We start from the raw sequence: 17,843 nt of genomic DNA, 5'->3' as shown, positions 1-17,843 counted from the left end.
CGGGAGATCGGCATGCGACGCCTCGTCATCACCTTCTGCGGGATCTATCTCGCAGCGGCGGGCCTTGCCGCCCTGACCACGGGCTGGGGCCTGATCGAGCCCGTGCCGCACTACCGCCTCGCCATCTTCTGGATGTCGCCGGACACGCTCGCCGCCCGCGTCGACGTGCTGCTCGCGGCGAACCGCGTCTTCGAGGCGCAGGTCTATGCCGGCATGCACGCGGTCTCCTGGGCCGTCGTCCTGACCCTCGTCCTCGTCGGTGCGCTGCGCCCCTTGCTCGGCCCCAGCGTGCCGCTCGCCAACATCCGCTCCACCGCCATCGTCATGGCGGGCGTGGCCGGCCTCGTGGTCCTGTCGGTCCTCGCGCAGCCGCTGCTCGACCAGGCCTCGCGCATCCCCACGCCCACCAACGCGCTCTCCTCCATGCCCGGCTACTGGCTCTTCGGCATGGCGCTGTCGGCGGCGATCACCGCGGGCCACCTGTCGCTCTTCGCCCACGACGTGGTGCTGGCGGCGAAGCGCCGCTGGTTGGGCGAGGATCTCTCCGCCGCCGCCTGAGCCGAGAAGCGTCAGACCGGCACGCGCACCGTCACCCTGAGACCGCCGAGCGGGCTGTCGGACAGCGTGATCTCGCCGCCGTGGGAGCGGGCGATGTCGCGCGCGATGGCGAGGCCGAGCCCCGAACCCCCGTCGTCGACGTTGCGCGCGTCGTCCAGCCGCAGGAAGGGCTTGAACACGTCCTCGCGCCGGTCGGCGGGAATGCCGGGGCCATCGTCGTCGACCGTCACCGTCAGCCAGCGGTGATCGCGGTGTCCCGACAGGGCGATGGTGTCGCCGTGACGCGCCGCATTGACGACGAGGTTGGAGATGCAGCGCCGGAAGGCGTCGGGCCTGACCTTCACCGTCGACATGCCGTGGAAGGACACCGTCGTCTTGGCCCCCGTGCGCTCGGCATCGGCGCCGATGTCGCGCAGCGACGCCTCGATGTCGGTCATGGCCGGAGCCTCCCCGGCATCGCCGCGGGCGAAGGACAGATAGCCCTCGACCATCCGTCCCATCTCGTCCACGTCGCGGCGCAGCGCCTCGGTCTCCGGCCCCTCGGGAAGCAGCGCGAGCTCCAGCTTGAAGCGGGTGAGGATGGTGCGCAGGTCGTGGCTGACGCCGGCAAGCATGGTGGTGCGCTGGTCGATCTGCCGCTCGATCCTGCGGCGCATCTCGATGAAGGCCAGCGCCGCCTTGCGCACCTCGCTCGCCCCGCGCGGCCGGAAGCCGGCGACGTCGCGGCCCTTGCCGAAATCCTCCGCCGCCGAGGCCAGCGCCTGGATCGGCCGGATCTGGTTGCGCAGGAACAGGATGGCGATGCCGATCAGCACCAGCGAGGCGATGACCATCCAGACGAGGAAGATGTGGCTGTTGGAGGCATAGGCCATGCCGCGACGGGCGAAGACCTTCATGATCTTGCCGTCCTCGAGCTGGATACGGATCTCGATGAGCGCCGAATTGCCCACCGTGTCGACCCAGAACGGCCGCCCGACCTGCAGGGCGAGTTCGCGCGACAGGGCCGCGTCGAGCACGTCGAAGAAGGGCCGCGGCCCGGGCAGCGGCAGCGGCTCGGGAGGCAGGATCTCGACCATCAGGCTCAGGCGCTCGCGCGCGATCCGGCGCAGGGTGGCGTAGTCGCGATCCTGCGGATAGGTGCGCTGAACGTCGATGAGGGCGGCGATGTCCTGCGTCACCGCCGCCGAGAGGCGATGGGTGACGAGCTGCCAGTGCCGCTCCATGAAGATGTAGGCGACGACCGACTGCAGGATGACGATCGGGGCGATGACGATGATCAGCGAGCGGGCGTAGAGCCCCTTCGGCATGAGGTCGTTGAAGCGCCGGCCGGCCTGCTCTGCCTTCACGCCGAGCCAGGACGCCGTGTTGGCGATCAGGCCCCTGAGGCCGCCATGGGTGGATCGGGCGCGCTCGACGGTCGACATGAGCCGAGCTTATCACCCCCGCCGCGCCGCGCCGCAAGCCGGGTCCCGTTCACGTGCGGTAAATCTCGCTTGTGGTTTCTGGCCACTGACCATGCACAAATCACTTGAAACGGACGTTCGATCACGTTTCAGTGAGCGGCGTGGGCCATCATCGGGTCCCGGGGGGCTTTCAGTGTCTTCGCAAGTCATGGTCCGTGCCACGGATTCCGGCGCGACGTCTCCCCTCGTGCCTGCCCCATCGGTATCGACGTGGATGCGCCGGCTGGCGGGATCTCCCCGCGCCGGGCTTTGGGCAGCCCTCCTCGCCGTGACCGCCGTCTGGACCGCCGCCTGGATGCAGTGGTGGCTCTACGACCTCGTCGTGCCGTGGGATTCCAAGAACCAGTTCTACGCCTTCTTCCGGTTCCTCGCCTCAGCGCTCCATTCCGGCGCGACGCCGTTCTGGAACGCCTACCACTATGCCGGCCACCCCAGCATCGCCGATCCGCAGTCGCTGATCTTCCAGCCGCCCTTCCTGATCTGGGCCTGGTTCGACGCCGAACCCTCGATGTTCGCCTTCGACTTCATCGTCTTCGCTCATCTTCTCGTGGGCGGCCTTGCCCTCGTCTTCCATGGCCGCCGCCTCGGCTGGCCGCCGGCGGCCTCCGTCCTGGCGGCGTCCATCTTCATGCTCGGCGGCGTCGTCTCCGGCCGCATGAACCATGTCGGCATCATCACCGCCTTCGGGCTCTTCCCCCTGGCGCTTCTGCTGCTGGACATCGCCTTCGACCGCCGCTCGATCATGGCGGCGGTGGGCTTCACCGTGGTCGCGGTCATCATCGCCCTCGGCCGCACGCAGACGCCGATGCTGCTCTGCGTGATCATCGCCGTCATGGCCGCGCGGCAGGTGGCGATCCAGCCGCAGCCGGGCCGCTATTTCCTCTCCCGCCTGCCGATCGTCCTGCTGATGGCCCTGCTCGGCGCGGCGCTGATGGCGGTCCCGCTGCTGCTCACCGCCCAGTTCGCGGCCTTCTCGAACCGGCCGGCGATCGACCTCGCCTATGCGCTGACCTCGTCCTGGTACCCGGTCAACTTCGCCAACTTCATCGCGCCCGACGTTCTCGGCTCGCTGCAGCCGAGCGCGATCGGTGACTGGGGCCCGAGCCACGGCACCCGGCCCGGCATCGACAGCACGGATCGCGCGTTCAACTATCTCTTCGCCGGATCGCTCACCGCCCTTCTCGTGCTCTGGCACGGCATCGCCGGCGGCCGCCTCGTAGCCTCCGGCCGGCGCATCTTCGCCACCATCGCCCTCCTCGGGCTCTGCTATGCCCTCGGCCGCTACACGCCCCTCTTCCCGCTGCTGTTCCAGTATGCCCCGGGCGTCTCGCAGTTCCGTCGGCCCGTCGGCGGCCTCTTCATCGTCGTGCTGGCGCTCGCCTATCTCGCCGGCTTCCTCGTCGCGGACTATGTGCGCAACGGCCTGCCGCGGCTGAACCGGCTTGTCGCCGTGCCGCTCGCGCTCGCCGTCGTCGGCGTGCTCGCCTGGGCCGTCCATTTCTCGACCTTCTCCGGCAAGGGCTGGGATTCGGCCCTCGCCATCGCCAAGGTCGCGCCGATCTACGTCGCGCTCGCCGCGCTCCTCGCCTGGCCGCGCACGCCGCGTCTGCGCCTCGCCGCCGCCAGCCTCGCCGTTGCCTTCACCTCCGGCGAACTGGTGATGCGCAATGCCGGCTCCTCGCTCAATGCCGAGCCGCGCGCCTACTACGCCTTCCTCGAGAAGCCCGCCGGGCGCGATGCGCAGATCATCGCCACGCTGACACGCGAGATGAAGCGCCACGGCGCCGCCGCGCGCCCGCGCGTCGAGATCGTCGGCCTCGGCGGCCCCTGGCAGAACGCCGCCATGGTCTACGGGCTCGAGGCCACCAACGGCTACAACCCGCTTCGCATCGGCTCATACGACCGGCTCGTGGCGCCCGGCGAGAGCCCCTACACCGTCTTCCACCGCCGCTTCCCGACCTCGTTCCCCGGCTACAGCTGCGACCTCGGCAAGCTGCTGGGCATCGAGTACATCGTGCTGGACAGGCCGATCGAACTGATGCCGCACCTCGCCCAGTGGTCGACGGTGGACACGATCATGGCCGGCCCGACCGCCTGGATCTACCGCCTGCCGGATGCGGCCCCCCGCGTCGCCCTCGCCAGCGTCGTGCGCGTCGCCGATGCCGACGCCTTCGTCGACGCCGGCCAGTTCCCGCGGCTGAACGGCACCTCCGAGGTGATGATCGACGACGACGACGACCTGAGCCCGGCACGGGCGACGGCCTCGGCCGCCGCGTCGGCGGGCGCCTCTCCGACCCCCGCCGCCACGGCCCGCCCGACCAACGTGCTCGCTCCGGCCGTGCAGTCGCTGCTGCGCTCGCCCGGGAGGGCCGAGATCACCGCCTGGCGCCCGGACCGTGTGGAGATCGCCGTCGACGCCCGCGTCTCCACCGTCCTCACCCTGCACGAGCCCTGGTATCCCGGCTGGGAGGTGGAAGTGAACGGCGAGCGAAAGCCGCTGCTGCGCGCCGACATCCTGTTCCGCGGCGTCGAGGTTCCGGCCGGCACCAGCCGCGTCGTCTTCACCTACCGCCCGTTGTCGCTGGAGAACCTGACCGCGGCGCTCAACGGCGTCCTCGGCCGCGACGAGTAAGCCCTCAGCGCGCCGCGCAGGCCGACGCCGCCACCGGCCGCAGCAGGAAGACGCGGTCGTCGCTGCGCGCGAGATCGGGGCTGGAGCCGCGCCCGCCCTCGACCTCCAGGCGCTCCACCTCGACGCGCAGCCCCTCGCCGGCGAGGACGATGCGGAAGGCCCCCGTGTCGCCCTCCCCGGAACAGTCCGCAGCCATGCCGCCGCCGGTGCAGACCGCGTTGGTCTCGTAGGTGTCGCGGTCGGCGCGCAGGCGGAAGCCGAGGCGCACGGTGAAACGCTGTCTATTGTTCTCCTCCGCCACCTCGACCCGCTCCCGCACCAGATGGAAGCGGACCACCTTCTGCCGCGGGTTGTTCCTGAGGTGATCGGCGTCATAGACCCGGGCGAAGCAGGGGTCCCCGCCGGCGCGCCCGCCCGTCAGCCTGTCGAAGACCGGCCCGGCCTCGGCCCCCGTCGCTGCCAGAACCATCCCGAGGATCATCGCCGTCCGCATGTCATGTCTCCCTGCCCCGCCGGGCACTGCCGCGGGTCACTCCGGCCCGACGCCGAATGTCCGCAGCCTCGACTGTGGGAGCACCTCGTGTCCATCCGGTTGCGCCACCCCGGACCCATTGTTGCAGCGGGTTGTCCTGCAAGGGGCGCAATCCCGGCCGCTTGCCCCTCCCCCCCTTTTCCGCTATAGGCCGCCGGTCCCGTGGCATCTCCGCACCCCTGGAGGCTCCCGCCGCGGGCCTTTTCTTTTGGAGAACACGACCATGGCTGCCAACGAAACGTTGTCGGCGACGGTCCGCGCGAAGGGCGGCAAGGGGGCCGCACGCGCTGAACGTCGTCTGGGCCGCGTGCCCGGCGTAATCTACGGGGACAAGAAGCCCCCCGTCCTGATCTCGCTCGACTACAAGACCCTTCACCTGCGGATCTACGCCGGTCACTTCAAGTCGACCGTCTTCACCCTCGAGGTGGACGGCGAGAAGCACCGCGTCATCCCGCGCGACTACCAGCTCGATCCCGTCAGGGACACGCCGGTCCATGTCGACTTCCTGCGCCTCGGCGCCGGTGCCGAGATCACCGTCGACATCCCGATCCACGTCCATGGCGCCGAGACCTCGCCGGGCGTGAAGCTCGGCGGCTCGGTGAACCTCGTTCTCCATGCGCTGTCGCTGCTGTGCAACGCCGACAACATCCCCGACGGCGTTGAGATCGACATCTCGGAGATGGCGATCGGCGACACGCTCCACATCACCGACATCAAGCTGCCTGCCGGCACCCGTCCGGCGACCAAGGAAAACGTCACGATCCTCTCGATCATGGCGCCGGCCGAGGCTGAGGCAGAGCCTGCCGCTCCCGCGGCTGCCGCGGCTCCCGCCGCCAAGAAGTGATCCGTCGGGGCCTCGCGCCCCTGACGTTTCCCGCACCGGGGCGCCCTCAAGCGGGGCGCCCCTCGTCGTTTGAGACAGGTCCTCAGCACGTGACGGACACGGCCCGATGATCCTCATGGCGGGCCTCGGCAATCCCGGGGCGAAGTACCAGAACAACCGGCATAACATCGGCTTCATGGCGACCGTGGCGATCCATCGCCGTCACCGCTTCGGTCCCTGGCGCCAGCGCTTCCAGGGCCTCACCGCGGAAGGCGCGATAGGCCCGCACAAGGTGCTGCTGCTGATGCCCGGCACGTTCATGAACGAGAGCGGCCGCGCCGTCGGCGAAGCCATGCGCTTCTTCAAGATCGAGCTCGGCCAGGTGGTCGTCTTCCACGACGAGCTCGACCTGCCGCCCGCCAAGCTCCGGGTCAAGACCGGCGGCGGCAATGCCGGCCACAACGGGCTGCGCTCGATCACCGCCCAATGCGGCAACGACTATCGCCGCGTCAGGATGGGCATCGGCCATCCCGGCGACAAGGCCCTCGTCCATTCCTACGTGCTCAATGACTTCGCCAAGGCCGAGATGCCCTGGGTCGAGGATCTCTGCGACGCCTGTGCCGACCATGCCGAAATGCTCGCCGCCGGAGAGGATCCGGCCTTCCAGAACCGCATCCACCTCGCCATGGAGGGCCGCGGCTGGGGCGAGGTGAAGCGGCCCGGCGAGGCGAAGGACGCGCCGAAAGCCTGACCTCTCCCTTGACACCCCTCGCCTCGCATTCGACAAGGCGCCACAGCTTCAGATCGGACCTTCCATGGGCTTCAAATGCGGCATCGTCGGCCTGCCGAACGTCGGCAAGTCGACCCTCTTCAACGCCCTGACGCAGACCGCGGCAGCGCAGGCGGCGAATTATCCGTTCTGCACCATCGAGCCGAACGTGGGGGACGTCGCGGTCCCCGACCCGCGCCTCGACCAGCTCGCCGCCATCGGCAAGTCGCAGACGATCATCCCGACGCGCATCACCTTCGTCGACATCGCCGGCATCGTGCGCGGCGCCTCCAAGGGCGAGGGCCTCGGCAACCAGTTCCTCGCCAACATCCGTGAGGTCGACGCCATCGCCCATGTCGTGCGCTGCTTCGAGGACGGCGACATCACCCACGTCGAGGGCAAGGTCGACCCGATCGCCGACATCGAGACCATCGAGACCGAGCTGATGCTGGCCGACCTCGAAAGCCTCGAGAAGCGCGTCGTCAGCCTCGAGAAGAAGGCCAAGGGCGGCGACAAGGAGGCCAAGGAACAGGTCGACCTCATCAATCGCGCCCTCGTCCACCTGCGCGACGGCCGCCCGGCCCGCATGACCGAGGTGAAGCCGGAGGAGGCCAAGACCTTCGAAATGCTGAACCTCCTGACGTCGAAGCCCGTGCTCTACGTCTGCAACGTCGAGGAGGCCTCCGCCGACCAGGGCAACGGCTTCTCCGCCAAGGTCTTCGAGCGGGCGAAGGCGGAGGGCGCCCGCGCCGTCGTCGTCTCGGCCAAGATCGAGAGCGAGATCGCCGTCATGGCGGCCGAGGACCAGAAGGATTTCCTCGAGGCCGTCGGCCTCGCCGAGCCGGGCCTCAACCGCGTCATCCGGGCCGGCTACGAGCTCCTCGCCCTCGTCACCTACTTCACCGTGGGGCCGAAGGAGGCGCGCGCCTGGACCATCACGAAGGGCACCAAGGCGCCCGGCGCCGCAGGCGTCATCCACACCGACTTCGAGAAGGGCTTCATCCGCGCCGAGACCATTGCCTTCGCCGACTACACGGCGCTCGGCGGCGAGGCCGGCGCGCGCGATGCCGGCAAGCTCCGCCTCGAAGGCAAGGAATACGTGGTCGCCGACGGCGACGTGCTGCATTTCCGCTTCGCCAACTGAGGGCGGCCGGGCAACCGCCCCGGTTCACCGCATTGTCCCATCCGTCGCCCCTGGCGAGGCCGAAGGCCGAGGGACGGGGGTTCAGGGGCCGATGGCGCGACCGCAGCGCAGCGGACGGCAGGCGTGGACAGGGTTCAATCCGCCAACTCCTGGATCCCCTTCCCCTCGCTGCGCTCGGCAGGGGATGACGGGCAGCGTATCACGGCGCCGTCGCGCCCTCCCCGCTTCCCGTCATGCCCGGGCTCGTCCCGGGCATCCACGACTTGGCCACCGCCCCCCGTGAGAGTTCGTGGATGCCCGGCACAAGGCCCGGCATGACGTTGTGGTTCCGGCGGAATCGACTGGGCGCATCTCGCCCCCCACCCTGCCGAAGGTCCAGAGGGACGAAACCCTCCGTTTCCGGCATAAGGCGGAACAGCCACCGCCCGGGATGCCCGATGACAGCCGCCCCCTACCCCGCCTTCGAGGATTTCATCCCCGGCGAGATCACCACCTTCGGCGCCTATGCGGTGACGAAGGAGGAGGTCATCGACTTCGCCGGCCAGTTCGACCCCCAGCCCTTCCATCTCGACGAGGAGGCCGGGCGCGCCTCAATGCTCGGCGGCCTCGCCGCGTCCGGCTGGCACACCTGCTCGATCCTCATGCGGATGATGTTCGACCACTTCATGGACGGCTCGAGTTCCATCGGCTCGCCCGGCATCGACGAGGTGAAGTGGATCCGCCCGGTCTTCCCGGGCGACGTGCTCTCCGTCCGCCGCACCATCCTCGACGCCCGGCCCTCCGCCTCCAAGCCCGACCGCGGCGTCGTGCGCTTCCGCTTCGAGCTGATGAACCAGAAGGGCCAGGTGGTGATGGAGCAGACCAACCCGATCTTCTTCGCCCGGCGCAACCAGGACGCGGCCTGACATGTTCGACGAGATCGTCCTGGGGCGGCGCGAGCGGCTCGGCTCCTACATCTTCACGCCAGAGGCCATCATCGCCTTCGCGCGCAATTACGACCCGCAGCCCTTCCATCTGTCGGAGGAAGGCGGCGCGGCCACCCATTTCGGCGGGCTGGTCGCCTCCGGCTGGCATACCGGCAGCGTCTGGATGCGCATGCGGGTGGACCAGTGGCAGCGCATGGCGGCCGAACGCGCGGCGAAGGGCCTGCCGCCGCGGGCGAGCGGCCCCTCGGGCGGCTTCAAGAACCTCAAATGGCCGCGGCCGGTGCGCGCCGGCGACACCATCACCTACTACACCGAGAACGTGGCGAAGCGCCCGCTGGCGACCCGGCCGGGCTGGGGCCTCGTCTCCTCGCTGAACACCGGCGAGAACCAGCACGGCGAACTGGTGTTCGCCTTCGATGGCTCGGTCTTCGTGCCACTGTGAGCCCGATGTGCCTCAGGCCACCTGCTCGGCCGGGGCACAGAGCGCCAGGGCGTCCGCCAGCACCATCGGCCGGCCGAGGTGATAACCCTGGCCCTTGGCGACGCCGAGGCGCTTCAACGTCGCGTATTCCTCATCCGTCTCGATACCCTCGGCGAGGATCTGGCAGCCCGTCTCGCGGGCGAAGTGGATGAGTGCCGCAGCCAGCGCCCGGCGGGCGGGGTCGGTATCGACGTCCCGCGTCAGCGCCATGTCGAGCTTGATGATGTCCGGCTTGAGCCGGAGGATGTGCTGGAGGCCGGAGTAACCCGCACCGGCATCGTCGATGGCGAGACGAAATCCCCGGGCGCGAAAGGTCTCGATCGTCGCGAGGAGGCTCGGATAGTCGGCGACCGCGGCATGTTCCGTGAGTTCGAGCACGAAGCGGCGCCCATCCACCCCCTCGAGTGCGGCGGCGAGGCCCGGCGACAGCAGCGTCTCCGCGGCCGCGTTGATGGCCACATAGACGTCGTCCGGCAGGCCGGCGGCCGCCTGAACGCAGGCTCGTATGGCGGCAAGTTCCAGGTCCAGGCCGAGGCCGAGCGCGGCAGCCTCGGCGAACCATTTGTCCGGCGAGCGGACGGGCACCGGGCTGAAGCGGGTAAGGCACTCGAAACCGACGGGCGCCCGGTGGCGGAAATCCCAGATCGGCTGGAAATGAATGGCGAACAGGCTTTCGTCGATGACGCGGCGGATGCCCGCGCGTCTCGCCTCGGCCTCGACCTCGGACTGCCGTTCGCGGCGGATTTCGCCGGCTGCGATGTCGGCGAAGGCGCGCATCACCTGCAGGTCGCGGGCGTTGAGGCTGGGATTGGTCTGGGGGCTGAGGCAGCAGAACATGCCGTAGACCGAGCCGTCTTCGAGCCGGATCGGCACGCTGACATGGGACCCGATGGGCACCGCGCGGGTGATCGGCATGGCGACGGCGAGCGGCAGGACGGACGTGTCCGGGATCAGTTCCGGCAGGCGCCCGGCGAGGATGTGACGGCAGTAGACGTCGTCGAGGGAGCGGGAGTCGCCCGGCTTGATGAGCGCTTCGAGTCCTGGCGCATCGACGACGCGGAAGACCGAGTCGTTGCCGACGAACTCGGAGATGTAGGCAACCTCCATGCCGAGGTGCTGGCGCACCGCTTCCAGCGACCGCGCCACCAGCCCGACCGCTCCTGACGCGTCCGCGCTCGCGGTCACGATCCCATCCAGCAATGCCATTTCACATGCCCCGTTGGGAAACACCGACTGACCCGCACGCTAGGTCGATCGGGCTAACCACGGCTTAACGTAGAGGCAGGTGGAAAAAGTGTCCCAGCCGCGGCAAAGCGGGCCCATTTTTGGTCCTCAATGGCCGCCGAAGGCCATCAGCGTGCGCACCGGCACGTCCATGGCGCGCAGCCTGTCGGCGCCGCCGAGGTCCGGCAGGTCGATGATGAAGCAGGCGGCCACCACCTCGGCACCGATCTGGCGCAGCAGCTTCACCGCGCCCTCCGCCGTGCCGCCGGTGGCGATGAGGTCGTCGACGAGGATCACCTTCTCGCCGGGGCGGATGGCGTCGACGTGGATCTCCATTTCGTCGGTGCCGTACTCCAGCGCATACGCCATGCGCACGGTCTGGTGCGGCAGCTTGCCCTTCTTGCGGATGGGCACGAACCCCGCCGACAGCTGGTGCGCGATGGCGCCGCCCAGGATGAAGCCGCGCGCCTCGATGCCCGCCACCTGGTCGATCTTGCCGCCGGCATAGGGATGGACGAGCAGGTCCACCGCCCGCCGGAAGGCGCGCGCATTGCCGAGCAGCGTGGTGATGTCGCGGAACATGATGCCGGGCTTGGGATAGTCCAGGATCGTCCTCACCGTCGCCTTCAGGTCCTCGTCCTCGGCCATGCGTCCCGTCTCCATCGGCGGTGAAACCTTACCGCGAATTCATTGGCGCGGCGGCCGCGCCCTTTCTAACTCTAGCGGGACGGCGGGGCGCGCGAAAAGTGGCGGCGCCTCCGCCCGCGCAACGGAGAGACACGATGACCATGCCCCAGGCGCCGGCCGCCCCGGTCACCTATCAGCCGACACCGATCACGGTCACGGCGATCGACGTGCCCTTCACCAGGCTCGTCGGCTTCTTCTTCAAGGCGGCGCTGGCCGCGATCCCGGCGCTCATCGCGGTCGGGCTGGTCGTGAAGCTGATCGGCGCGATCCTCTTCTTCGGCTTCGGCGCCTGGCGCTACGGCATGGGCGGCCCGTTCGGCTGGCTCTGAGCCTTCAGCGCGACAGCACCCGGCCGGCGACGGCGTCGAGCTTCGCCGTCAGCGCCGGATCGCGGTGCTCCGGCGCGGTGATGACGGCGTGTTCCAGGGCCCTGTCGGAATGGATCGGGCAGGGTTCGTGCTCGGCGGGAAAGTCACGCGCGAGCCGCGCCACCAGCCGTCGGCCCTTGTCGGCGTTGGAGTGCAGGTGGTGGATGACCTGGGACACGTCCACCGGGCCGACCTCCTCGTGCCAGGCGTCGAAGTCGGTCACCATGCCGACGAAGGCGTAGGAGATCTCCGCCTCGCGGGCGAGCTTGGCCTCGGGCATCGAGGTCATGCCGATGAGGTCCCAGCCCTGCCCCTTGTGGAACAGGCTCTCGGCCATGGTCGAGAAGGCCGGGCCCTCCATGCACACCGCCGTGCCGCCAACCTGATGGGCAATGCCCTCCGCCTCCGCCGCCGCGGCGATCCGCTTCTGCAGCAGCGGCGCCACCGGATGCGAGAACGCGACGTGGGCGACGCAGCCACGGCCGAAGAAGCTCGACGGGCGCAGGTAGGTGCGGTCGACGAACTGGTCTGCCAGCACGAAATGGCCCGGCGGCAGGTCACCCTTGAAAGAGCCGACCGCCGACAGCGACACGAGGTCGGTGACCCCCGCCCGCTTCAGGACGTCGATATTGGCGCGGTAGTTGATGTCGGAGGGGCTGTAGCGATGGCCGCGGCCATGGCGCGGCAGAAAAACGATCTCGGTGGTGCCGATCCGGCCGCGGCGCAGCACGTCGGACGGCTCGCCCCAGGGCGAGGCGACGGGGACCTCCTCGAGGCCCTCGAGACCCGGCAGGTCGTAGATGCCGGAGCCTCCGATCACGCCCAGTACGGCTCTGGTCATCCTGCCTCTCCCATCCCGCTGGTTCCGTCCGCGCACGGACCGGATTCGTGCGAAGCCTGCATGACGCGACCGTCCCGGTGAAGACGGGCGCGCCATGAAAAAGGGCCGCTCGCGCGGCCCTTCGTCAAGTCCTCGTGGAGGTGCGCCCTCAGGCGTGCCCCTCGACGTTCTTCCAGACCTTCTTCTTGGTGAAGTAGGTGAGGCCACCCAGCACCAGCAGGAAAAGGATGACCTGGAAGCCAATGCGCTTGCGCTGCTCCATGTGCGGCTCTGCCGTCCACATCAGGAAGGCGGTGACGTCGGCGGCATACTGCCGGGCCGTCTGCGGCGTACCGTCCGAATAGGTCACCTGGCCGTCCTGCAGCACGTTCGGCATGCCGACGAAGTTGCCCGGATAGTACTTGTTGTAGTGGGTGCCGGGCGGCGACTCGTGACCCTCCTCGTAGCCGGTGAGGAAGGCCTTCACGTAGTCGGCGCCATGCTCCTGGTACATCGTGAAGATGTCGGTGAGGAACCAGGGGAAGCCCCGCTCGTAGGAGCGGGCCTTGGGCATCAGCGTCAGGTCCGGAGGAGCCTTGCCGCCATTGGCAGCCTCGGCCGCCTTGACGTTCGGGAACGGTCCGGGAATGCGGTCAGCAAGGCGCGGCGTGCGCTCGGCCGGCTGGCCGTCGTCGCCGATCTCGCGCACCTTGTGGGTCCACTCCGCGGCGATCGCGGCAGCCTGGGCTGCCGTGAACTCGGGCCCGCCCCTCTGGGAGAGGTTGCGGAAGGACAGGAGGTTCACGCCGTGACAGGCAGAGCAGACCTCCTTGTAGACCTGGAAGCCGCGCTGCAGCTGAGCCCGGTCGAAGGTGCCGAAGACACCGGCGAACGACCAGGTATGACGCGGCGGGGCGAGCTGCTCGGCGGCCTGCGCCGGGGCGAGCGAGGCCATGACCAGGCCGGTGAGGCCGGCCGCCGCCATGCGGAGAGAGAAACGCTTCATCATCGTGGATCCTTAAGCTCTCTCTCGCCTCAGCCCTTGGTCTGCGGCGCAGCCGCAGCCCCGGCCGTCACCGGCGCGCCGCCCTTCTTCGCCTTGCCCAGCACCGCATCGGCGATGGAGGCAGGAAGCTGGCGCGGCGTCTCGAACAGGCCGAGCAGCGGCAGCACGACGAGGAAGTAGGCGAAGTACAGGCCGGTGAAGATCAGCGACAGCACCGTGTAGGGATATTCGGCGGGCTTCGAGCCGAGCCAGCCGAGCATCACGCAGACCACCACGAAGGCCCAGAAGAACTGCTTGTGCAGCGGCCGGTAGGCGGTCGACTTGACCTTCGACGTGTCGAGCCAGGGCAGGAAGGCCAGCACGGCGATGGCCGCGAACATGGCCAGCACGCCGCCGAGCTTCGAGGGGATCGTGAAGATGATCAGGTTGATGTCGAAGGTGATGGCGCGGAGGATCGCGTAGAAGGGCAGGAAGTACCACTCCGGCACGATGTGCGGCGGGGTCACCAGCGGGTCGGCCGGCACGTAGTTCACCGCGTGGCCGAGATAGTTCGGCTGGAAGAAGGCGAACCACATGAACAGGATCAGGAAGAAGATCAGGCCGACGGCGTCCTTCAGCGTCGCATAGGGCGTGAAGGGCACGGTGTCCTTCTTCACGTCCTTCACCTCGACGCCGGTCGGGTTGTTCTGGCCGGTGACGTGCAGCGCCCAGACGTGCAGCACCACGACGCCGGCGATCATGAACGGCAGCAGGTAGTGCAGCGAGAAGAAGCGGTTGAGCGTCGGGTTGTCCACCGAGTAGCCGCCCCAGAGGAACTCGACGATCGTCGGGCCGACCAGGGGAATGGCGGAGAACAGGTTGGTGATGACCACGGCGCCCCACAGGGACATCTGGCCCCAGGGCAGCACGTAGCCGAGGAAGGCGGTGGCCATCATCAGGAGGTAGATGATGACGCCGAGGATCCACAGGACCTCGCGGGGCGCCTTGTAGGACCCGTAATAGAGCCCGCGGAACATGTGCACGTAGACGGCGATGAAGAACATCGAGGCGCCGTTGGAGTGCAGGTAGCGCAGCAGCCAGCCGTAGTTGACGTCGCGCATGATCTTCTCGATCGAGTTGAACGCGAGGTCGACATGGGCGGTGTAATGCATCGCCAGCACCACGCCGGTGATGATCTGCGACACCAGCATGAAAGAGAGGATGGCGCCGAACGTGTAGAAATAGTTCAGGTTCCGGGGGACCGGGTAGGCGATGAAGCTGTCATAGACCAGACGCGGCAGCGGAAGACGGGTGTCCATCCACTTGCCAATGCCCGAGGTCGGTACGTAGTGCGAATGACCCTGCATGGTCGAGTTACCTCTGGATCCGGGCGTCAGGCGGTCGCCGCCGCACCCGTGATGCGGATGCGCGTGTCGCTAACAAAGGTGTACTGCGGAACGGGAAGGTTGGTCGGGGCGGGACCCTTGCGGATGCGGCCCGACGTGTCGAAGTGCGAGCCGTGGCAGGGGCAGAACCAGCCGCCGTAGTCGCCCTGGTTGCCCAGCGGCACGCAGCCGAGATGGGTGCAGTTGGCGGCAGTGATCAGCCACTTGGCGTGGCCTTCCTGGACGCGAGCCGAATCCGGCTGCGGGTCGCGCAGCGTCTTCACGTCGACGTCCCGCGCCGCCTTGACCTCGGCCTCGGTGCGGTTGCGCACGAAATAGGGCTTGCCGCGCCACAGGATCTTGATCTGGCCGCCTTCGGGAATGGCCGCGAGGTCGATCTCGATAGGCGCGCCGGCGGCAACGGTTCCGGCATCAGGCGCCAATTGGCTGATGAAGGGCCAGATCGCCGCAGCGCCGCCGACGGCCGCAGCCGCCCCGGTCGCGAGGTAGAGGAAATCGCGGCGATCACCCTCGGAATGTTGAACGCTTGCCACTTCTCGTCGTCCTTTCGCTCGTCGGCCCGTCACGGAGGCCAGATCGCGCCGACCGCGCGAAGAGCGCTGCCGCGCCACCCGACCGGCGCGCGGCAGCCTTCAGGGGAGGCGCCGCCACGCCGAAATGGCCCTGAAGGGCCTGGTGGAATCCGCGCGGGAACCTTGATCGGCGTCGCTTATTCGCACCGTTATAAGGTGATGTCCAGTGCGCCCTTGTGAACATGGCATTGCGCCGCATCGCACCTTCGTCTGATCGGGTGAACCGGCGCCGGGGCTCTTCCGTAAGGGTTCGCTCATCGGGCATTCTGCACCCATGATCCGCATCGCGCTGTACCAGCCCGACATCGCCCAGAACACCGGAACGATCCTCAGGCTCGCCGCCTGCCTGGGCCTCGGCGTCGACATCGTCGAGCCGGCGGGCTTTCCCGTCTCCGACAAATCCTTTCGCCGGTCGGGCATGGACTACCTCGACCATGTCCAGTGGACCCGGCACGACGACTTCGCCGCCTTCGAGGCGCGGCGCCGCCATGAGGGCCGGCGGCTCGTCCTGATGACCACCCGCGGCGCCCTCCCCTATGCCGACTTCGCGTTCCGCGAGGGAGACATGCTGATGGCGGGCCGCGAATCGGCCGGCGTCCCCCCCGAGGTCCACGCCGCCGCCGACGGCCGCATCCTCATTCCGATGCAGCCGGCCATGCGGTCGCTGAACGTGGCCGTCGCCACCGCGATGGTGGCGGGAGAGGCTCTGCGTCAGCTCGGCGGCTTCCCGCCTGTCCGAAACGAAAAAGGGCTGCCCGAGGGCAGCCCTTTCGCGTGATCGGCGCACGGGCGACGATCAGTAACGGGTCATGGCGCCCGGACCGGTCGAGAACAGGTAGTTCAGGCCGATCTTGACGGTGTGCACGTTGTTGCGGATGCGCGTGCTGTCGAAGCCGGTCGGATCGAGCGAGCCGGCCCCGGCGAGCTGCGTCGACGAGCCGAAGTCGTAGTACATGTACTCGAGCTTGGTCGTCACGTTCGGGGTCCAGGCGTACTCGAGACCGGCGCCGAGAGCGTAGCCGACACGCGAGTTGCTGAAGGCGCCCACCTGGGTGACGGTCGCCGCATCATAGGTGCGGTTGCGGAACTGGCCGAAGGCGACACCACCGGTGGCGTAGACCAGGGTACGATCCCAGGCATAACCGATACGACCGCGGATCGAGCCGAGGAAGTTGGCGCGCGAGGCGCAGGTGAAGGCCGGGTTGGGGCAGCCGCGCCAGCCGCTCAGGTCAGCGGCGGAGGCATCACCCTCGATACCGAGGACGAAGTTGTTGATCTGATAGTTGAAGCCGAGCTGACCGCCGCCGAAGACGCCATCCATGGAGGGCGAGACGGAGGTGCCCGACGGGCTGAAGCCCCAGTTCGACCGGCCCCAGCCGTAGCCGAAGTGGACACCGCCGTAGAAGCCCGACCAGGAGAAGGCGGTGGGAACGACGACCGCGGTTTCGGCCACAGGCATGCGGGGCGAGCCGAGATCGGCGGCGAGCGCCCCGGACGAGATCGCGGTGGTGGAGAGAGCAGCGGCGGCGACGCCGGCAAGGAGCAGCTTTTTCATCTGTGTCGTCCCTTGAAGAGCGCGGGGACGAGACCCCGGCTACCAGAGTTCAGAACCCCTTCCCCCAAAGGTGGTTCCCGTTGCACGAAACAATTGCAGGGGTGACAGCGCCTTGGCGGCCGCGCAACCCGCCAATTTCGTGCCTTGGTAGCGAGGTATGGGTGGTCGGTACCGAGGTGGTGGAAGGCCCGTTCGACGGGTTGGTCGGTGTCGCCTCAAAGCCACTCACGCAGGGTCAGCAGATGGGCGCCGTCCGGACGCCGGGGCCTCACCGAGGAAACCCCGGGACAACGCCCGCCGGCGATTTGGGGCACGGGCGCCGGCATGCTTAAATGATCCTTAACCACGGCCGGCCTGTCCGGCACCGCCTTCGCGAGGTTCCCATGGACCCCAAGCCAGCCTCTCCCCGCCCCGGTCTCACCGACACGATCCGCGCCATCCGGATCGAGGAGGCCGAACGCACCGGCGTCGTCGTCGCCCTGCGCGAAGCCGACATCGCCCGGCTCGACATCCTGCACGATCGGCTGAAGCCGGTGCTGGCCGACATTCCCCGCGGCGTCGACCTGTTCGACGTCGCGGTTACGCCCGGCGCGACCCCGCGCCTGTGGATCGACATGATCGCCTTCGTCGAGATGGCGCGCGACAAGCGCAGCTACCGCTTCCTGCAGGACACGCGCGAGGGCCGCCGGGTCATGGTCGAGAGCCCCGACCCGGCAGCGGTTGCCGAGCGCATCACCGCCTACGTCGCCCGCCGGCTGATCGAGCGCGAGCGGCTGCTGGCGATGCCGCCCGTCCTCGACTATCCGGCCCTCCCCCCGGCCGACCTGCCGCCGGTCTTCGCCGCCGTGCAGAAGGCCGGCCAGCCGCCCGCGGCGGCGCCCGCCACAGCGGCGGACCC

The 17,843-nt window shown here is 68.7% G+C and carries 18 protein-coding genes and 1 pseudogene; 10 read left to right on the top strand and 9 right to left on the bottom strand.

The features are described 5' to 3' along the window. Window positions 1-12 precede the first annotated feature (12 nt). A complete protein-coding gene (locus tag ACT6XY_RS15050) occupies window positions 13-558 on the top strand; it encodes a hypothetical protein (RefSeq protein WP_444749141.1) in 546 nt (181 codons plus the stop codon). An 11-nt stretch (window positions 559-569) separates the two neighbouring features. Here the strand turns inward: ACT6XY_RS15050 and ACT6XY_RS15045 are convergent, their stop codons facing one another. Next, window positions 570-1,982, bottom strand: a complete 1,413-nt coding sequence (locus tag ACT6XY_RS15045; protein WP_444749140.1) for an ATP-binding protein — start codon at window positions 1,980-1,982, stop codon at window positions 570-572. 307 nt (window positions 1,983-2,289) lie between these two features. Here ACT6XY_RS15045 and ACT6XY_RS15040 point away from each other — a divergent pair, with 307 nt between their 5' ends. Further along, on the top strand, window positions 2,290-4,653 hold the full coding sequence (locus tag ACT6XY_RS15040) for a YfhO family protein (RefSeq protein WP_444749139.1): 2,364 nt from the start codon (window positions 2,290-2,292) through the stop codon (window positions 4,651-4,653). Window positions 4,654-4,657: 4 nt separating this feature from the next. Here ACT6XY_RS15040 and ACT6XY_RS15035 read toward each other — a convergent pair whose 3' ends face one another. Next, window positions 4,658-5,146, bottom strand: coding sequence for a hypothetical protein (locus tag ACT6XY_RS15035; RefSeq protein ID WP_444749138.1), 489 nt, complete (start codon window positions 5,144-5,146; stop codon window positions 4,658-4,660). A 262-nt stretch (window positions 5,147-5,408) separates the two neighbouring features. On the opposite strand from ACT6XY_RS15035, the pseudogene ACT6XY_RS15030 reads away from it, so the two are divergent. From ACT6XY_RS15030 to ACT6XY_RS15010, 5 genes and pseudogenes are all read left to right on the top strand, one after another. Then, a pseudogene (locus tag ACT6XY_RS15030) lies at window positions 5,409-6,102 on the top strand (50S ribosomal protein L25/general stress protein Ctc). A gap of 33 nt (window positions 6,103-6,135) precedes the next feature. Beyond that, window positions 6,136-6,759, top strand: a complete 624-nt coding sequence (pth, locus tag ACT6XY_RS15025) for an aminoacyl-tRNA hydrolase (protein WP_444749137.1) — start codon at window positions 6,136-6,138, stop codon at window positions 6,757-6,759. 64 nt (window positions 6,760-6,823) lie between these two features. Beyond that, window positions 6,824-7,921: a redox-regulated ATPase YchF gene (ychF, locus tag ACT6XY_RS15020; RefSeq protein ID WP_444749136.1), complete on the top strand. Its 1,098-nt coding sequence runs from the start codon at window positions 6,824-6,826 to the stop codon at window positions 7,919-7,921. Window positions 7,922-8,358: 437 nt separating this feature from the next. Next, a complete protein-coding gene (locus tag ACT6XY_RS15015; RefSeq protein ID WP_444749135.1) occupies window positions 8,359-8,826 on the top strand; it encodes a MaoC family dehydratase in 468 nt (155 codons plus the stop codon). A gap of 1 nt (window position 8,827) precedes the next feature. Next, entirely contained in the window at window positions 8,828-9,289 is a 462-nt protein-coding gene (locus ACT6XY_RS15010) for a MaoC family dehydratase (RefSeq protein ID WP_444749134.1), read from the top strand. Between the two features lie 12 nt (window positions 9,290-9,301). Here ACT6XY_RS15010 and ACT6XY_RS15005 read toward each other — a convergent pair whose 3' ends face one another. Both ACT6XY_RS15005 and ACT6XY_RS15000 read right to left on the bottom strand, forming a co-directional pair. Next, entirely contained in the window at window positions 9,302-10,513 is a 1,212-nt protein-coding gene (locus ACT6XY_RS15005; protein WP_444749133.1) for a sensor domain-containing phosphodiesterase, read from the bottom strand. 147 nt (window positions 10,514-10,660) lie between these two features. Beyond that, window positions 10,661-11,200, bottom strand: a complete 540-nt coding sequence (locus ACT6XY_RS15000) for an adenine phosphoribosyltransferase (RefSeq protein WP_444749132.1) — start codon at window positions 11,198-11,200, stop codon at window positions 10,661-10,663. 134 nt (window positions 11,201-11,334) lie between these two features. Between ACT6XY_RS15000 and ACT6XY_RS14995 the strand changes: the two genes are divergently transcribed. After that, a complete protein-coding gene (locus ACT6XY_RS14995) occupies window positions 11,335-11,568 on the top strand; it encodes a hypothetical protein (protein WP_444749131.1) in 234 nt (77 codons plus the stop codon). Between the two features lie 4 nt (window positions 11,569-11,572). Here ACT6XY_RS14995 and ACT6XY_RS14990 read toward each other — a convergent pair whose 3' ends face one another. The 4 genes from ACT6XY_RS14990 to petA all read right to left on the bottom strand — a co-directional run bounded on the left by ACT6XY_RS14990 (window position 11,573) and on the right by petA (window position 15,351). Next, a complete protein-coding gene (locus tag ACT6XY_RS14990) occupies window positions 11,573-12,448 on the bottom strand; it encodes an S-methyl-5'-thioadenosine phosphorylase (protein WP_444749130.1) in 876 nt (291 codons plus the stop codon). A gap of 148 nt (window positions 12,449-12,596) precedes the next feature. Then, the gene (locus tag ACT6XY_RS14985) at window positions 12,597-13,436 is read right to left on the bottom strand and encodes a cytochrome c1 (protein ID WP_444749129.1); all 840 of its coding nucleotides are present in this window, start codon (window positions 13,434-13,436) and stop codon (window positions 12,597-12,599) included. A 26-nt stretch (window positions 13,437-13,462) separates the two neighbouring features. Then, on the bottom strand, window positions 13,463-14,779 hold the full coding sequence (locus ACT6XY_RS14980; protein ID WP_444749128.1) for a cytochrome b: 1,317 nt from the start codon (window positions 14,777-14,779) through the stop codon (window positions 13,463-13,465). A gap of 26 nt (window positions 14,780-14,805) precedes the next feature. After that, window positions 14,806-15,351: a ubiquinol-cytochrome c reductase iron-sulfur subunit gene (gene petA / locus ACT6XY_RS14975; RefSeq protein WP_444749127.1), complete on the bottom strand. Its 546-nt coding sequence runs from the start codon at window positions 15,349-15,351 to the stop codon at window positions 14,806-14,808. A 313-nt stretch (window positions 15,352-15,664) separates the two neighbouring features. Between petA and ACT6XY_RS14970 the strand changes: the two genes are divergently transcribed. Continuing rightward, window positions 15,665-16,168 carry a tRNA (cytidine(34)-2'-O)-methyltransferase gene (locus ACT6XY_RS14970; RefSeq protein WP_444749126.1) on the top strand — a complete coding sequence of 168 codons (504 nt, stop codon included), beginning with the start codon at window positions 15,665-15,667 and terminating at the stop codon, window positions 16,166-16,168. Between the two features lie 18 nt (window positions 16,169-16,186). On the opposite strand, the gene ACT6XY_RS14965 is transcribed toward ACT6XY_RS14970, so the two are convergent. Next, on the bottom strand, window positions 16,187-16,945 hold the full coding sequence (locus ACT6XY_RS14965; RefSeq protein ID WP_444749125.1) for an outer membrane protein: 759 nt from the start codon (window positions 16,943-16,945) through the stop codon (window positions 16,187-16,189). Window positions 16,946-17,328: 383 nt separating this feature from the next. Here ACT6XY_RS14965 and ACT6XY_RS14960 point away from each other — a divergent pair. Next, window positions 17,329-17,843: hypothetical protein (locus ACT6XY_RS14960; protein ID WP_444749124.1), on the top strand; the 515-nt coding region annotated here is incomplete at its 3' end.

Origin of the sequence: Phreatobacter sp., assembly GCF_052440005.1 — a bacterium.
Classification (GTDB): Bacteria; Pseudomonadota; Alphaproteobacteria; order Rhizobiales; family Phreatobacteraceae; genus Phreatobacter.
The sequence above is the reverse complement of the archived record's forward strand: the minus strand, read 5'-3'. Positions and strand labels throughout refer to the sequence as shown.

Coding starts and splice junctions, on each gene's coding strand:
- ACT6XY_RS15050 (WP_444749141.1), top strand. CDS start 13: ATGCGACGCCTCGTCATCACCTTCTGCGGGATCTATCTCGCAGCGGCG.
- ACT6XY_RS15045 (WP_444749140.1), bottom strand. CDS start 1,982: ATGTCGACCGTCGAGCGCGCCCGATCCACCCATGGCGGCCTCAGGGGC.
- ACT6XY_RS15035 (WP_444749138.1), bottom strand. CDS start 5,146: ATGCGGACGGCGATGATCCTCGGGATGGTTCTGGCAGCGACGGGGGCC.
- pth (WP_444749137.1), top strand. CDS start 6,136: ATGATCCTCATGGCGGGCCTCGGCAATCCCGGGGCGAAGTACCAGAAC.
- ychF (WP_444749136.1), top strand. CDS start 6,824: ATGGGCTTCAAATGCGGCATCGTCGGCCTGCCGAACGTCGGCAAGTCG.
- ACT6XY_RS15015 (WP_444749135.1), top strand. CDS start 8,359: ATGACAGCCGCCCCCTACCCCGCCTTCGAGGATTTCATCCCCGGCGAG.
- ACT6XY_RS15010 (WP_444749134.1), top strand. CDS start 8,828: ATGTTCGACGAGATCGTCCTGGGGCGGCGCGAGCGGCTCGGCTCCTAC.
- ACT6XY_RS15000 (WP_444749132.1), bottom strand. CDS start 11,200: ATGGCCGAGGACGAGGACCTGAAGGCGACGGTGAGGACGATCCTGGAC.
- ACT6XY_RS14995 (WP_444749131.1), top strand. CDS start 11,335: ATGACCATGCCCCAGGCGCCGGCCGCCCCGGTCACCTATCAGCCGACA.
- ACT6XY_RS14990 (WP_444749130.1), bottom strand. CDS start 12,448: ATGACCAGAGCCGTACTGGGCGTGATCGGAGGCTCCGGCATCTACGAC.
- ACT6XY_RS14985 (WP_444749129.1), bottom strand. CDS start 13,436: ATGATGAAGCGTTTCTCTCTCCGCATGGCGGCGGCCGGCCTCACCGGC.
- ACT6XY_RS14980 (WP_444749128.1), bottom strand. CDS start 14,779: ATGCAGGGTCATTCGCACTACGTACCGACCTCGGGCATTGGCAAGTGG.
- ACT6XY_RS14970 (WP_444749126.1), top strand. CDS start 15,665: ATGATCCGCATCGCGCTGTACCAGCCCGACATCGCCCAGAACACCGGA.
- ACT6XY_RS14965 (WP_444749125.1), bottom strand. CDS start 16,945: ATGAAAAAGCTGCTCCTTGCCGGCGTCGCCGCCGCTGCTCTCTCCACC.